This is a genomic window from Stutzerimonas stutzeri (assembly GCF_000219605.1).
GTDB lineage: Bacteria > Pseudomonadota > Gammaproteobacteria > Pseudomonadales > Pseudomonadaceae > Stutzerimonas > Stutzerimonas stutzeri.
Window position 1 is genome coordinate 4,443,218 of the sequence record NC_015740.1, and the last position, 15,356, is coordinate 4,458,573.

The following is a 15,356-nucleotide window of genomic DNA, read 5'->3' on the forward strand; positions in this document are numbered from 1 at the left end:
CCGCCATCCGCATGAGGTTACCGATGTCCCGCATTACCCAGACCCGCTTTTCCGCCCTCGACCTGGCACCGATCCGTGACGACGGCACGCCGGCCCAGGCGCTGCACAACGCCCTGGCGCTGGCGCGGCACGTGGAAGGGCTCGGCTTCCAGCGTTTCTGGGTCGCCGAACACCACAACATGGACGGCATCGCCAGCGCCGCCACCGCCGTGCTGATCGGTTATCTGGCGGCCAACACCACGCGCATCCGCCTCGGTGCCGGCGGGGTGATGCTGCCCAACCATGCGCCGCTGGTGATCGCCGAACAGTTCGGCACGCTGGAGGCGCTGTATCCCGGCCGCATCGACCTGGGCCTTGGCCGTGCACCAGGCGCCGACCAGTTCACCGCCCACGCCCTGCGCCGCGACCGCATGGGCAGTGCCGACCACTTTCCGCAGGACGTCGAGGAACTGGAGCTGCTGCTCGGCCCGCGGCAGCCCAATCAGCGCGTGATCGCCATGCCCGGGGTGGACAGCAACGTGCCGATCTGGCTGCTCGGTTCGAGCCTGTTCAGCGCTCAGCTGGCCGCCGCCAAGGGTCTGCCCTATGCCTTCGCCTCGCACTTCGCGCCACGCTACATGCATCAGGCGATCAGGCTCTACCGCGACAACTTCCAGCCTTCGGCCGTGCTCGACAAACCCTACGTGATGCTCGGCGTGCCGCTGATCGCCGCCGACAGTGACGAGCGGGCCGAACACCTGGCCACCAGCGTCTACCAGCGCATCCTCTCGCTGATCCGCGGTCAGTCCCTGGTGCTGCGCCCGCCGGTGGAGAGCATGCATGGCCTGTGGCTGCCTCACGAGCAGCAGGCCGTGGGCGATTTTCTCGGCCTCGCGCTGATCGGCGGTCCGGAAAAGGTGCGCGCGCGCCTCGACGTGTTGCTGGAGCAGACCCAGGCCGACGAGCTGATCTTCACCTGCGACCTCTACGAGACCGCCGACCGCCACCGCGCCTTCGAGATCGTCGCCGGCCTGCGCGCGTAACCGCCCCGCGACCTGACCGGCGGCGGCCTGCCTCGATGCCGGCGGCGAACCCTGCCGCCGGCCTCCGTTCCAATGGCTACACAGCCTCCGGGCACTGCACGCCCCGCCATCGGAATACCCCATGAGCTTTCTCGAATGGATGGCCGTTCTCGGCATCCTGTTGCTGATCCTCGCGCTGGCATCGGCCTATCTGCGCTGGCTGCCGGTCACCACCTCGCTGATCTACCTGGGCTTCGGCCTGCTGATCGGCCAGCTCGGCGTCGGCCTGTGGGAAATGGAATTCCTGCACATCGCCAGCTGGATGGAGCACCTCACCGAAATCGCCGTGCTGGTGTCGCTGTTCGTCAGCGGCCTGAAGCTGCGCATGCCGCTGCGCCACCCGGCCTGGAAGAGCGCCTACGTGCTGGCCGGGCCGGTGATGCTGGCCTGCATCGCCGGGGTAGCCGCGTTCTGCCATTACCTCTTCGGCCTGCCCTGGGGCATCGCCGTGCTGATCGGCGCCATCCTCGCGCCCACCGACCCGGTGCTCGCCAGCCTGGTGCAGGTCAACAACTCGCGTGACAGCGACCACGTGCGCTACGGGCTGTCCGGCGAGAGGCCGGCTTCAACGACGGCACCGCCTTTCCCTTCGTCGTCTTCGGCCTGCTGCTGATCGAACAGGGCGGCCTGTCGTCCGGCTGGGTCGGCGACTGGGCCTTGCACCGGTTGCTGTGGGCGGTACCGGCGGGCTGGGCTTCGGTTACCTGCTCGGGCGGCTGATCGGCAAGCTGGCGATCTACCTGCGCGCGCGGCACGCCGACACCTCCATGTCACCCAACGACTCCCTGGCCCTGGCGCTGATCGCGCTGGCCTACGTCGGCGCCGAGCTGATCGGTGCCTGGGGCTTTCTCGCGGTGTTCGCCGCCGGCCTCGGCCTGCGCCATGCGGAAAAGGACGCCGCCCACGAATCGGAAACGCCCTCCGAAGAGCTGATCGCCCACGCCGTGCCGCACCTGGTCGAAGGCGGACTGTCGCCACGGGAACTGCCGCTGGAGGGTCAGAAGATCGCCGAGCCCAAGGTCGCCGCCGGGGTGATGATGGGCGACATCCTGACCTTCGGCGGGCAGATGGAGCGCAGCCTGGAAGTGCTGCTGGTGACCATGCTCGGCGTGCTGGTCTCGGTGCATTGGGACTGGCGGGCGATACCCCTGGCGCTGGCGCTGTTCCTGCTGATCCGCCCACTCGCCGTCTGGCTGCTGATGCCACGGCGCTACCTGGATCGTGGCCAGTGCCTGACGGTCGGCTGGTTCGGCATCCGCGGCATCGGCAGTCTCTACTACCTGAGCTACGCGGTCACCCACGGGCTGCTGCCGGACGAGACGGAAGTGATCATTTCCCTGGTGATCTCGGTGGTGGCGCTGAGCATCCTGATCCACGGCCTCAGCACCCAGCCGCTGCTGCGGTGCTACGAACGCAGCCGTGGCCAGGCGCCTACCCGCCACGGTTGAGACGGCATCCCGCGCGGCCGACTGGCCAGCCGCGGGTCGCCTGCAGGCAGGTCAGCTGTTGGCGAGGCGGAAGCCGACCTTCATGGTGACCTGGAAATGTCCGACCTTGCCGTTCTCGACATGGCCGCGGATTTCGCCGACCTCGAACCACTCGACGTTCTGCAGCGACTTGGACGCCTCGGCGATACCGTTCTGAATCGCCTCGTCGACGCTGTTACGCGAGGAACCGACGATTTCAACCTTCTTGTAGGTGTGATGATCCGACATGAATGTCCCCTTCTGGTCTGAGGAGCCTCCGGCTCGATTGATGACGCTTCCTGTCTGACTGAGGCCCGCGAAGCAGCGCGGAAGTTCAGCGAAACGGCCAGATCGGACCGGTAAACCGAGGGCTCGCCCGCGCCTTCACGACGAACGAATCATCCACCGTCGATGACCAATATCGACCGGCTCGATTTCGACCATGCCGGCAGAGCGCGTAGCATGCCCGGCACATCCCCCGTTTCCCGTTCGAGGAGATCGCCATGCCTGATACCCCCTACGTACCGCCGAAGGTCTGGACCCACGACGCCCCGTCGGGCGGCAAGTTCGCCAGCATCAACGCACCGACCGCCGGTGCGCGCGAGGAGCAGGCGCTGCCGGTGGGCCAGCACCCGCTGCAGCTGTATTCGCTGGCCACGCCCAACGGGGTGAAGGTGAACATCATGCTCGAGGAGCTGCTCGCCCTCGGTCACCGCGGTGCCGAATACGACGCCTGGCTGATCAACATCGGCGAAGGCGACCAGTTCGGCAGCGGCTTCGTCGAGATCAACCCGAACTCGAAGATCCCCGCGCTGGTGGATCGCAGCATCGACGGCGAACCGTTGCGGGTGTTCGAATCCGGCTCGATCCTGGTCTACCTCGCCGAGAAGTTCGGCGCCTTTCTGCCGACTGAGGTCCGTGCACGCACCGAGACGCTGAACTGGCTGTTCTGGCAGATGGGTTCGGCGCCCTTCCTCGGCGGCGGCTTCGGCCACTTCTACGCCTACGCACCGGAAAAATACGAATACCCGATCAACCGCTACGCCATGGAGGTCAAGCGTCAGCTCGACGTGCTCGACCGCCAGCTGGCGGAGCATCGCTACGTGGCCGGTAACGACTACAGCATCGCCGACATGGCCATCTGGCCCTGGTACGGCGGGCTGGTGCTGGGCGAGCTGTACGGCGCCGGCGAGTTCCTCTCGGTGCACGAGTACCAGCATGTGCAGCGCTGGGCTCGCGAGATTGCCGAGCGCCCGGCGGTCGTTCGCGGACGCAAGGTCAACCGCACCTGGGGCGATGAATCCGAACAGGCGCCCGAGCGTCACAGCTCCGCCGACCTCGACTGATCACTTCCCTGCGGGTGGCGCGGCGTCGCCCACCCGCATCGGTGTGCAGGTCAGCAATGGCCTGCCTGTTCCACATGCGCCGAACCTGCGCACGCCCTCCTCCCTCAGCGCCGACCGCTGATCCCCGCCGCTGAACTCTGCCGGTACGCCTCGACCCAACCTCTATGAGCGCCGCGTTGGCCGATGCCCCGCCGTGCTCGCAAACCCGGTTGTTCGACACAACGTGAGGTGAACCATGAAACACACACTGGTAGCAGCGTTCGCCACGCTGACCGATGCCAATCGCACCCGCGGCGACCTGATGGCGCGGGGCATTCCCCGCGAGCAGATCCATGCGGTGGGCGCCGAAAGCGCCGATATCCATGCCTACGACGCACCCTACAGCACCAGCCCGGACGTCCCGGTGGACCGCCATGAGCACGAATCGAAGGTCGCGCACTTCTTCAAATCGCTGTTCGGCCACGAGCCCCATGAACAACACCGTCATTACGCGACCGCCTATCCCGACGCGGTACGCCGCGGCGCTCTGGTGATCGCGGTGGACGTGGTCGACGAGGACCAGCTGGCCAGGGCGCGGGATGCGCTGGAGTACAACGGCGCCATCGATATCGACGAGCACGGCGGCAGCGGCACCGCAGACGGTTATCCCGGCCCCAGCAGCCCCTACGCCGGCGCCACCGGCGGCGACAGCCACCTGGACAAGCACTTCATCCGACCCACAAGCGGCACGACGGGCGCCACCACCGGCGCCGGCCTGCACTCGGCCAGCGAACGCTTCGGTGACAACGCCGGCACCGGCGCTGCGGCCGAAGTCGGTGCCCACGCCTCCACCCCCAGCGCCTACCACGACAGCAACACCGCCGACACCGGGCGCTACGACATCGGCAGCGCGGCCAAGCGCGCCGGCACCGACTACCCGGAAACCACCGCCACCAGCCACCCGACCGGTGCCGGCATCACCGGCCACGGCAGCAACAGCGATGCGCCGGAGATCGCTCCCGGCGTCGGCACGCGTGAAGCCGGGCTGTGCCGTGACCGGATCTGCGTGATCCAGCGACCGAGCTGAAGCGGTCGTCGCCAGGCGTGAGCGAGGAACGGCGAGGGTGGGCTGCAGCCCACCCTGTCGTCGCCGCTGCCACCCCTGCGGCGATTGGCATCAGCCAGCGTGAGTGAGCGCAGCTCAGGGCTGGCGTAATCTGCACCTCGAGCGGCCCGTCGGCCGCGCGTTTGCCGAGAGCCGCGCCATGCTTGCGCCGAGAACCACCGTCTGCCTGCTGCTCTGTCTGTCCTTCGTCCCGACCGCCTGGGCCGCCCGGCTTGCCATGGAGCAGACCGAAGGCGATTCGCAGCGTGCGTTCGTGTTGCACGAGGGCGCCAACATGCACACCGACCAGGCCGCACTGCGCGAGCGCCGCGCCAGAGCCTACGAGATCGAACAGCAGGAAGCCTTCGACGAACTGATGTTCGCCAAGTACGCCATCATCCGGAAATACCTGGCCAAGCTGCCCGTACACGAGCAGCAAGCCATGCAGGCCGAACTGGCCAAGCAGCACGCCCTCTTTGCCTATCGCTACCCGGATGCGAACACGCGTCTGCTAGGCAGCAACCCGCACAAGCCCGGCCGCCGCGCCGACTGAGGCCCGGCAAACGCCCAGGGGGGAACGGCAGCGCCGTTTCCACCTTTCGCACGCCTCAGCGTTCGCCCCGGCCGTCTCCCAACGCGCGCCGCAGCCCGACTCGAGCAACCGTCAACGCCAGGCACTCCTCGACTGCACCCAGCACGGCATTGACCAGCGGTCTGGGCTGATACGGCTTGCGCAGGCCCAGCCCGACCCTGGCGGCGACCAGCGCCGCCGTCGCACCGAGCAGCGCGGGCAGGAGCACGGGCTCGCGGCGCACACCCGCCAGCGCCGCCGCACTCGCACCGCCGGAAAGCGCGCGGAACATCATCGACGGCACGATGGTGCGGTCCGGCGCGAAGGGCATCTTGTCGCCGATCATCTCGCTGGCCGCGAGCACTGGCAGGAAGGTCTGCGCCGTATCCGATGTGAGCAACTGCGCGGCCTCCCCCGCCCCGGCAAGATCATCGCGCTCGCTCAACGCCCGGCTGACCAGCGTCGGCGCCAGCATGCTGCGCATGCCCGTCACCGCCCCGATCGCCAGCGCGGCCCATATCAGATTGCTCGAAGTCGACATCGTCAGATCTCCCGGTGGTTGCTAATACCGACCGGCCTTGGGCAGCAGGCGTTCGGCGCCATCTGTCGGGCATCGACGGGCGACACCAGGACGCGACAGACATGGCACTTCGCTACGAAGCCGCACGTCGGCGCTCGTCATAACGCAAACCGGCCGTCATCAACCTGCCACCTGAGCTTCCTAGTTTCGGTCCCTGCCCATCCCACCGCACCCGAGGAAAACAACAATGCGTATGCGCGTATTGGATTGGTTGTTCGCCGCAGGCCTGATCGGCCTTGCCGCCCCAACGCTGGCCCAGACCCAGAAACAGCCCGAGCACGGTTCCACCGAGCAGGACTACCGCGAGGAGCGCCAGGAAGGACTGCAGGCCCGGCAGCAGGCCAGCGAGCGACGCCGCTGGCGCGCACCGGACTGGCGCCCCGAGCCGGTGGTGTCGGTGAACATCCTCGGCATCAACGACTTCCACGGTCAGCTGTCGCCGCGCACCGTTGCCGGACGGCCGGCAGGCGGCGCGGCGGTGCTGGCGTCCTACCTCAGATCGGCCATCCGCGAGTACACCCTCATCGTTCACGACGGCGACCAGGTCGGCGCCTCGCCACCCAACTCCGCCCTGCTGCGCGACGAGCCTGCGATCAGCCTGCTCAACCTGCTGGCCAATCCGTTCTGCCGTCCATTCAGCTGGCAGATGAAGCTGCCCCGCAGCGCCCAGCCCCTCGCCCAGCAGCGCTGCAACGTGGTCGGCACGCTTGGCAACCACGAGTTCGACTATGGCAAGAATGAGCTGCTGCGCCAGCTCACTGGTGGCAACCATGCCAATGGTCCCTACCTCGAAGATAACTGGCAGGGCGCGCGCTACCCCACGGTGTCGAGCAACGTCATCAATCAGTCGAGCGGCCGATCGCTGTTGCCACCGCACACCATCTACAACGCCGGCGGCGTACGCATCGGCGTGATCGGCGCCGCGCTGAAGGAAACCCCCTCCATCGTCTCGCCCAGCGGCGTGGCCGGCCTGCGCTTCATCGACGAAGCGGCCGCCATCAACCGTTCGGTGGCACAACTGCGCCGCCAGGGCGTGCGCGCCATCATCGTCGCGCTGCACCAGGGCGGCCAGCAGACCAGCTACAACGGCCCGACCAACGCCCAGGCGGACACCGTGGTCGGCCCGGTGGTCGATATCGTCAAGCGCCTGGATGACGAGGTGGACGTGGTCATCTCCGGCCATGCCCACGGCTTCACCAACGCGCTGCTACCCAACGCCAACGGCAAGCCGATCCTGGTGACGCAGGCCTTCTCGGCGGGCACCGCCTATGCCGACATCGAGCTTCTGGTCAGCCGCCGCAGCCGCGACGTCGTCGAGAAATCCGCTGCGATCCTCACCACCTGGGCCGACCAGGGCGCAGGCCTCACGCCGGACCCGCAAGTCGCCGCGCTGGTGGCCCAGGCCGATGCCCGCGTCGAGCCGCTGGTGGCGCGGGTGGTCGGCCTCGCGCAAGGGGCCATCACCCGCACCGAGACGCCCGCCGGTGAATCCGCACTGGGCAACCTGATTGCCGACGCCCAGCGCGTGGCCACCGGTGCGCAGATCAGCTTCATGAACCCGGGCGGCATCCGCGCGGACCTCGACGGCGGCGAGGTCACCTGGGGCGAACTGTTCGCCATCCAGCCGTTCGCCAACGACCTGGTCTCGATGGACCTCACCGGCGCGCAGATCAAGACCCTGCTCGAACAGCAGTGGGTCGGCCAGAGCTACCCGCGCCTGCTCAAGCCTTCCGGCATCCTGTACAGCTGGGCCGCGAACCGCCCCGAGGGCAACCGCGTGATCGAAATGCGCGACGCCAGCGGCGCCCCCATCAACCCGGCGGCAACCTATCGCGTCACGGTGAACTCCTTCCTGGCCGGCGGCGGCGACAACTTCACCATCCTCAACGAAGGCCATAACCGCGTCGTCGGCCCGGTGGATCTGGATGCGCTGGTGGGCTACATCGAAGCCCTGCCGCAACCGTTCAGCGCCAGCGTCGAGGGGCGTATCCAGCGGGTGGATTGAAGCCGGAACAAACGAGGCCGACACCCCGTAGGGCCGGGCGTCAGCCCACCCGCCATCCCCCGCGTAGCTGCAACGAGCTACAGCGCCATCGCCGCGTGACCCGCCACAGGTCGCGCGGCGCCATCACCATTGCCAGAGTCCGTAGCCGACCACACCCAGGCCGAAGCCCATCTGCGCCAGCAGCAGTGCGCGGATGGCGAAGGTGTAACTGATCACCCGGCTCTGCCCCAGCGCATCGGCGGCGAACAGCCGGTAACTCTCGGGATAGTCGGCCTCCATCTCCTTGAGTGCGACGATGGTCAGCTCCAGCAGTTGCCGGCTGCGCGCGTCCACCAGCCAGAATACCTGCGCCAGCAAGACGGTGAAGGCGCCCAGTAGAATCAGCAGCCCCGGCGAGAAGCCCTGCTGCAGGGCCGCCAGTACACCGCCATCGGCAAAGATCGCCAGCACCACGAAGAAGTTGAAGCCCCGCAGGCGCTGCTCGGCATTGAGCTTGAAATGCGCCCAGACAAACTCTCGACCATCCACGCGATTGCCCTCTGCTAAGCCAGGCGGCGGCACACCACGACCATCACCCCGGTCGCGACCGTTGGCGGGCTGAAGCCCGCCGCTGCATATCGACCTCAGAGCGGATCGACCAGGTCCTGCCATTCCTCGTGGCGCTCAATGTACCTGGCGATGAACTCGCACTGCGGCACCACGCGCTTGCCGCGCCGCCGTGCATCGTCCAGCGCGCCCTTGGCCAGCACGCTACCCAGCCCCTGCCCGGACAGGCTGGGGTCGACCTCGGTATGGGTGAAGACCATCCGCTCGCCCTGCTCGCTGTACGCAGCGAAGCCGAGTGGCTGGCCCTCCACCAGCAGTTCATAGCGCTGCTGCGCAGCATCGTGGCGGACGCTGGCTTGTTTATCGGTCATGGCAGATTCCCTCTCGGTTCTTTGGCTGTGGCTAGAGGTACGAGTGGACGCGGTGTGGGAGGGTTCAGATGGATCGACGACGAAACGCCCTGCGCCGACTCGCCCAAGGTGGGCCGCAAGTAGGCTCGGGCCGGGTATGAAACTCAATCACCACCGGTTTGAAGCTCGGCATGGCCGCCCGACAAGGCGATCGCCTGGTTATTGCTGAATGGTCGGAGATCCAGCGCATCCCCATGCTCTTTCAGCACCTGCTCGACAGCCTCGGCAAACGGCTCGTTTCGGTAATGCGGCAGCGGGTAGAAATCGACCAACCCCAAGGCCGCAAAGGACTCGAGATCAGGCGCGGCAGAAACATCATCCAGCGCCTTTATGTATTCGATGCTGGGGGCGAGTATCGCGGAGCCGGCGGATTCGCCGATGTAGCACTTCCCGGCTCTGACGTGTTCGGCGATCAGCAGGTCCGCGCCTGTGCGCTTGAGCTCCTGCAGCAGAAAGAAGGTGTTGCCGCCGGACACATAGATGTAATCGCCGCGTTCGAGCTTGCCGACGATTTCGTCCCGACTTGCGCTGGAAACGTCCAGCTCATCAATAACCAGGCCCGCCTTGACGAGTGCGTCCTTGGCTGCGAGCAGGTAGGAATTGACCTCCTCGGCAAGGCTCGCCGTAGGAATCAGCGTAACCGTCCTGCCGCGGCACTCGCCTCCGGTGAACCTGACAAACAAGTCCACGACTTCAGCAAAGGAGGATGTCAGGAAAATGTTCATATGCACCTCTGCGCTCGACTCGATTCAGGCTCGCCCAACCCTCCCCTGATTATTGAGAACACGGCGGGATAGCTCAGCGCTGCTGCGCCGCGCCTTCCAACAGGCCGACAAGCAGAGTGGACGAAAAACCCCTGGCTTGCCCGTTTGCTATCAATCCACCCCGACAAAACCACCGGTCTGGTGCTGCCACAGCCGCGCATAGAGGCCGCCGCGGGCGATCAGCTCGGCGTGGGTGCCGGTTTCGATCACCTGGCCCTCGTCGATCACCACCAGTCGATCCATGCGCGCGATGGTCGACAGCCGGTGGGCGATGGCAATCACCGTCTTACCTTCCATCAGGGTATCCAGGCTCTCCTGAATCGCCGCCTCGACCTCCGAATCCAGCGCCGAGGTGGCTTCGTCGAGCACCAGGATCGGCGCGTCCTTGAGCAGCACCCGGGCGATGGCGATGCGCTGCCGTTGCCCGCCGGAGAGCTTCACGCCGCGCTCGCCGACCATCGCCTCGAAGCCCTTGCCGCCCTGGCTGTCGTCCAGGGTCTTGATGAACGCGTCGGCGCGGGCCTTGCGCGCCGCGGTCCAGAGTTCTTCTTCCGTGGCGTCGGGCTTGCCGTAGCGCAGGTTGTCGCGGATCGAACGGTGCAGCAGCGAAGTGTCCTGGGTGACCACGCCGATATTGGCGCGCAGGCTTTCCTGGCTGACCTCGGCGACGTTCTGCCCGTCGATGAGGATGCGCCCGCTTTCCAGGTCATAGAGGCGCAGCAGCAGGTTGACCAGCGTCGACTTGCCGGCGCCGGACGGCCCGACCAGGCCGATCTTCTCGCCTGGGCGAATGTCGATGGTCAGCCCGCTGATCACCCCGCCCTGCTTGCCGTAATGGAAATGCACATCCTCGAAGCGCACGCCGCCCTGCTCCACCTGCAGCGGCCTGGCGTCCATGGGGTCGAGCACATCGCGCGGCCGGACGATGCTCTTCATGCCGTCCTGCACGGTGCCGACGTTCTCGAAGATGCCGTTGACCACCCACATGATCCACTCGGCCATGTTGTTGATGCGGATCACCAGGCCCAGCGCCAGGGCGATTGCGCCTGTGGTGATCAGCGCCTCGCTCCACAGCCACAGCGCCAGCGCGCCGGTGCCGACGATCAACAGGCCGTTCATGCAGGTGATGAGGAAATCCAGGCTGGTGATCACCCGCGACTGCAGGCGGAACTTGCCGAGCAGCTCCTGCATCGCCTCGCGGGCGTAGCTCTCCTCCTCCCGCGAATGGGCGAACAGCTTGAGCGTGGCGACGTTGCTGTAGCCGTCCACCACCCGCCCCATCACCTTCGAACGCGCCGCGGACGCCGCCGCCGAACGAGCGCGGATACGCGGCACGAAGTACCAGAGCGCAGCGCTGTAGCCGACGATCCACAGCAGCAAGGGCACCATCAGGCGCAGGTCGGCGGCGGCGAACAGATACAGCGCGCTGCCGGCATAGACCACCACATGCCACAGCGCATCGATCACCTGCATGGCCGAATCGCGCAGCGACGGCCCGGTCTGCATCACGCGCTGGGCGATGCGCCCGGCGAAATCGTTCTGGAAGAAGTTCAGGCTCTGCTTGAGCACGTAGCGATGGTTCTGCCAGCGGATCAGATTGGTCAGCCCCGGATTGATCGCCTGATGGGTCAGCAGGTTGTGCAGGCCGAATACCAGCGGCCGGATGATCAGCGCCACCGCCGCCATCCACAGCAACTCGTTGCGGTGCTCGGGAAAGAAGGTCCGCGCGTCATCGGTTGCCTGGGCCATATCGATCAACTGGCCGAGAAAACTGAACAGCGCCACCTCGATCAGCGCCGCGAAAAAGCCCACCACCAGCACAGCCGTCATCAGCGGCCAGACCTGCTTCAGGTAGTGGGCATAGAAGCGCAGCATCCCGGCCGGCGGCGCAACATCCGGGCTGGGTTTGAAGACGTCGATCAGGTTTTCGAAACGGCGGAACAACATGAGGAGGTCTGCTTTGTGGCGGGGTGGGCGGGCGTCTTTCCCGAATTCGACCGCTCGGGCGCGGCATCCGGCTGGACGCCCCGAACCCGCGAGCGTTTCGCCAACCATCTGCCCTGCCCGTCGATTCGCATCGGTGGACAAGCGCAGCGTTGTCCACCCTACGCCACTCGGCCTCCTCTGCCGACAGCGCGCATGCGTAGGGTGGAAAACGGCGAAGCCTTTTCCACGCGTTAAGTTCAGGCCACCTCGTTAGCCCTTCGGCATCGATTCCGGCCGCAGATAAGGCAGCATATGCGCCACGTAGTCCGCCTTGCCCAGCTCGATCCCCTCCTTACGCAGAATCGAATACGCGGTCATCACGTGGAAATAGAACTGCGCCAGCGTCCAGTCACGGGCGTATTGCTCCGCGGTCAGGTCGAAGATCATTCCATTCGCCAGCTCGTGGGCGATGGGCTTGTCCGCGTCCATATCCAGCGCATCGGCTGCAAGGCCGTCGAGCACCGCCACCGTTTCATCGATCCGGGCATAGGCATCGGCCAGCGTGCCCGGCCGCTCACCCGCCTGCCTCCCCTCGTCCAGCAACTCGTTGATCACAGTCGGGAAAACCTCACCCCTCAGCCGGCACACCGCCTCTCGCGCCTGCACGCAGGCAAAGCGAATCTGGGTCGACAGCGGAAACATATCCGGCGCCAGCCGCGCGGATAACAACGCCTGCGCGTCGGCTTCCGGTAGCTGGGCCTGCGCCTTCTTCAGCCAGCCTGAGAGGGTTTTGAGCATTTGGGTGTAGGTTGGGACCAGGAGGGTTGATAGTTGCATGGGTTTGGACCTTGTGGGAGCTACGCCGGAGAGGATGCTACGAAGCTAGCCACCTGAAAATAAATCTATCGCCTTTTTCCGTCATAACAGGCGCGCGCTTTTAGCGCGTCCGACGCCCCGGCGCTCACTTCACTGGTTTGTTAGGGCGTTATACTCAGGCATGTGACTCTCTTGTTTCCCCAAATTTCTCACAAACCCTTTTAGCAGCATCAAGAGTTACTTTATTTATGACAGATATCACAGAATAATAATTTCCATACACATCGTAGACCCTGACCTTGATCTTCATTCTATTGCCAATTATTCTGGGCAAGTAATTGCCCCATGACTCTTCTTGCTCAAAGTAAACCACCCCATTACACCTCTTACCTTCAAGCAAATATGTATCAACGTTGTTGTCAGAAAGTTGATTTCTTTGCATCAAGAATGGAAATACTTTTGAATCCTCGCCTAGCCTCATAACAAAATCGGATCTTGAAACAGTCAATTCCTTAAGCCAGAACCACCGAAATGGAAAAAAGTGACTCTGCGATTTATAACCTACATGGATCGACTTTATATCTGTTGGTGCATTACCAACGTTTGTTATAGACAAATATAGAGAGATAGCAGTTCTATGAGCCTGATGACCATACCATGTTCTAGGTGTGTCAAACGAAGCACAAAATGTTGGCCCCTGTAAAACCTCAACCTTTAATATTGGCCTTCTCTTTAAGGCTCTGAAAATCCCGCTTATCCAACCTAAAAATATGGTCACCAGAAATAAGATTAGGGCCAGAAATCCCGAGTTTTCATTTGTCCAATCGATTATCTGTTCCATAACCTCAGATACGTTTTAGCACTAACGTTTGGTTAAGGGCGGGCTTTAGCCCATCCCACCGAGCGCAGCGAGCGGTTTGAACCAATTGTTATAAGCATGAATTAATTAGGGATGGTCTGAAGTAGCCCTGTATTTCTGGCTGACTTCAGCCTCCGCCGATTTTGAAAGCGGTCAACCGATCAAAAACGATCAGATCGCCCGCTTATTTCTGTGTTTTTAGCCGCCGCGAGCACCTCGCAGCAGCCATTTTCCACATTACAGGCGCACCTCTCCTGCATTCGTCAGTAAATGTCGTCGAGCCATCCACAGATTCGACAGCGCGAAGAGTGTCACCAGTTGCGCGGTGTTCTTTGCCAGGCCACGGAAGCGCGTCTTCACATAGCCAAATTGGCGCTTGATCACCCGGAACGGGTGTTCGACCTTGGCCCGCACCTGGGCTTTGGCCTTCTCGATCTTGCGCCTGGCTTTGTAAAGCGGGCTGCTCTTGCCCAGTTTCTTGTAAGTGCTGCGCCGTGCCGCCACCTGCCAGATCACCTCACGACCATCATGTTCGGCACGCTTCTCGACACCGGTATAACCGGCATCAGCGCAGACCACGTTTTCCTCGCCATGCAACAACTTGTCGACTTGGGTAACGTCCGCCACGTTGGCGGCAGTGCCTACTACGCTGTGCACCAAACCCGACTCGTCATCCACGCCGATGTGCGCCTTCATGCCGAAGTAGTACTGGTTACCCTTCTTGGTCTGGTGCATTTCCGGGTCGCGTTTGCCGTCTTTATTCTTGGTCGAACTCGGCGCATTGATCAGCGTGGCATCGACGATGGTGCCTTGGCGCAGCGACAAACCTCGGTCGCCCAGGTAGCCATTGATCACGGCCAGGATGCCGGCAGCCAGTTCGTGTTTCTCCAGCAGGCGACGGAAGTTCAGGATGGTGGTTTCGTCGGGGATACGCTCCAGGTTCAGCCCAGCGAACTGGCGCAGGATAGTGGTCTCGTACAGCGCCTCTTCCATCGCCGGATCGCTGTAGCCAAACCAGTTCTGCAGCAGATGCACCCGCAGCATCGCCATCAGCGGATAGGCCGGACGGCCGCCTTCACCCTTGGGGTAGTGCGGTTCGATCAGGGCTATCAGCCCCTTCCAGGGCACCACCCGATCCATCTCGATCAGGAACAGCTCTTTGCGGGTCTGCTTGCGCTTGCCGGCGTACTCGGCATCGGCGAAGGTCATCTGCTTCATCGGAAAACTCGGTGAGTGGAGTCCGGGGATCTTGCCAAAATCAGGAAGTCTTCTTCAGAGTTTCCTTAGATACATGCATTCCGGTAAAACTAGTTTGACGACATGCATGCTGCACCTCAGTTAAGGCTTTTGTTGAGCCTTTGGAGCTAATGGTGTAATAAAAAACTTGAGGCTGCTCATTTTTATTGTTGGAGTTATGAGATTCTAAAATAACATCAACTGGTTTTTTTGATGATTGAAGGAGCCTGAATGATTCATCGATACTGTCATTGCCGATAGATGTTAATCTGATGCTTACATAGTTACTATTTTTTTGAATGGGATAACCAATAAGCGGCCTTGTTGCTTTGTCGCCGATTGAAATCGTATAAATTTTTTCTTTGTACTCGTTTATATTTCCTTCAAAATTAATAAATATCCACGCTTGACTTGTATCTGCGCGGCATTCAAACCCAAATGTTATGTCATTTGTAATTGTAGCCGCTAGCGCGCCTCTGTTTTTTGCAGATAGACCAGTCGCATGGTGAACAATCCAGTCACCATGACTCTTTAGATCTTCTGAAAGAGCTACGGTTGAAATAATTAAAAGAGTAACTATTGTAAAAACTCTTGAGATCATAATTTTCCTTGTTTCTTATAACTATAACCAGACTCCAATTGGTGCATAACACGCCGAACGGGCGTCGGTATAACATTCTCTTCGT

Annotated in this window: 15 protein-coding genes and 1 pseudogene; 6 read left to right on the top strand and 10 right to left on the bottom strand. The window is 63.1% G+C overall.

All coding sequences use genetic code 11. The features are described from left to right. Positions 1-23: 23 nt before the first annotated feature. Positions 24-1,022, top strand: a complete 999-nt coding sequence (locus PSTAB_RS20405; RefSeq protein WP_013984475.1) for an LLM class flavin-dependent oxidoreductase — start codon at positions 24-26, stop codon at positions 1,020-1,022. Positions 1,023-1,143: 121 nt separating this feature from the next. Continuing rightward, positions 1,144-2,509 (top strand): annotated as a pseudogene (locus PSTAB_RS20410) (cation:proton antiporter). Positions 2,510-2,560: 51 nt separating this feature from the next. Here PSTAB_RS20410 and PSTAB_RS20415 read toward each other — a convergent pair. Continuing rightward, on the bottom strand, positions 2,561-2,776 hold the full coding sequence (locus tag PSTAB_RS20415; RefSeq protein WP_011915136.1) for a dodecin: 216 nt from the start codon (positions 2,774-2,776) through the stop codon (positions 2,561-2,563). Between the two features lie 254 nt (positions 2,777-3,030). On the opposite strand from PSTAB_RS20415, the gene yghU reads away from it, so the two are divergent. From yghU to PSTAB_RS20430, 3 genes are all read left to right on the top strand, one after another. Continuing rightward, the gene (gene yghU, locus PSTAB_RS20420; protein ID WP_013984476.1) at positions 3,031-3,873 is read left to right on the top strand and encodes a glutathione-dependent disulfide-bond oxidoreductase; all 843 of its coding nucleotides are present in this window, start codon (positions 3,031-3,033) and stop codon (positions 3,871-3,873) included. A 235-nt stretch (positions 3,874-4,108) separates the two neighbouring features. Next, complete coding sequence (locus PSTAB_RS20425; protein ID WP_013984477.1) at positions 4,109-4,939, top strand: hypothetical protein; 831 nt, start codon at positions 4,109-4,111, stop codon at positions 4,937-4,939. Positions 4,940-5,117: 178 nt separating this feature from the next. Continuing rightward, positions 5,118-5,510 carry a hypothetical protein gene (locus tag PSTAB_RS20430; RefSeq protein WP_041771895.1) on the top strand — a complete coding sequence of 131 codons (393 nt, stop codon included), beginning with the start codon at positions 5,118-5,120 and terminating at the stop codon, positions 5,508-5,510. A gap of 55 nt (positions 5,511-5,565) precedes the next feature. On the opposite strand, the gene PSTAB_RS20435 is transcribed toward PSTAB_RS20430, so the two are convergent. After that, complete coding sequence (locus tag PSTAB_RS20435; protein ID WP_013984479.1) at positions 5,566-6,069, bottom strand: DUF4126 family protein; 504 nt, start codon at positions 6,067-6,069, stop codon at positions 5,566-5,568. 226 nt (positions 6,070-6,295) lie between these two features. Here PSTAB_RS20435 and PSTAB_RS20440 point away from each other — a divergent pair, with 226 nt between their 5' ends. Beyond that, complete coding sequence (locus PSTAB_RS20440; protein WP_013984480.1) at positions 6,296-8,113, top strand: bifunctional metallophosphatase/5'-nucleotidase; 1,818 nt, start codon at positions 6,296-6,298, stop codon at positions 8,111-8,113. A 123-nt stretch (positions 8,114-8,236) separates the two neighbouring features. Here the strand turns inward: PSTAB_RS20440 and PSTAB_RS20445 are convergent, their stop codons facing one another. From PSTAB_RS20445 to PSTAB_RS21680, 8 genes are all read right to left on the bottom strand, one after another. Further along, positions 8,237-8,641, bottom strand: a complete 405-nt coding sequence (locus tag PSTAB_RS20445) for a hypothetical protein (protein WP_013984481.1) — start codon at positions 8,639-8,641, stop codon at positions 8,237-8,239. A 95-nt stretch (positions 8,642-8,736) separates the two neighbouring features. Then, positions 8,737-9,030, bottom strand: a complete 294-nt coding sequence (locus PSTAB_RS20450; RefSeq protein ID WP_013984482.1) for a GNAT family N-acetyltransferase — start codon at positions 9,028-9,030, stop codon at positions 8,737-8,739. Positions 9,031-9,173: 143 nt separating this feature from the next. Further along, positions 9,174-9,794, bottom strand: a complete 621-nt coding sequence (locus PSTAB_RS20455) for a Type 1 glutamine amidotransferase-like domain-containing protein (RefSeq protein WP_013984483.1) — start codon at positions 9,792-9,794, stop codon at positions 9,174-9,176. A 150-nt stretch (positions 9,795-9,944) separates the two neighbouring features. Continuing rightward, positions 9,945-11,780 carry an ABC transporter ATP-binding protein gene (locus PSTAB_RS20460; protein ID WP_013984484.1) on the bottom strand — a complete coding sequence of 612 codons (1,836 nt, stop codon included), beginning with the start codon at positions 11,778-11,780 and terminating at the stop codon, positions 9,945-9,947. 249 nt (positions 11,781-12,029) lie between these two features. Then, positions 12,030-12,596: a DUF1993 domain-containing protein gene (locus PSTAB_RS20465; protein WP_080565006.1), complete on the bottom strand. Its 567-nt coding sequence runs from the start codon at positions 12,594-12,596 to the stop codon at positions 12,030-12,032. A 154-nt stretch (positions 12,597-12,750) separates the two neighbouring features. Continuing rightward, positions 12,751-13,416, bottom strand: coding sequence for a hypothetical protein (locus PSTAB_RS21675; RefSeq protein WP_148263429.1), 666 nt, complete (start codon positions 13,414-13,416; stop codon positions 12,751-12,753). Positions 13,417-13,671: 255 nt separating this feature from the next. Beyond that, on the bottom strand, positions 13,672-14,652 hold the full coding sequence (locus tag PSTAB_RS20470) for an IS5-like element ISPst7 family transposase (protein ID WP_013983409.1): 981 nt from the start codon (positions 14,650-14,652) through the stop codon (positions 13,672-13,674). A gap of 40 nt (positions 14,653-14,692) precedes the next feature. Continuing rightward, the gene (locus PSTAB_RS21680) at positions 14,693-15,271 is read right to left on the bottom strand and encodes a hypothetical protein (RefSeq protein ID WP_148263430.1); all 579 of its coding nucleotides are present in this window, start codon (positions 15,269-15,271) and stop codon (positions 14,693-14,695) included. Positions 15,272-15,356: the final 85 nt, after the last annotated feature.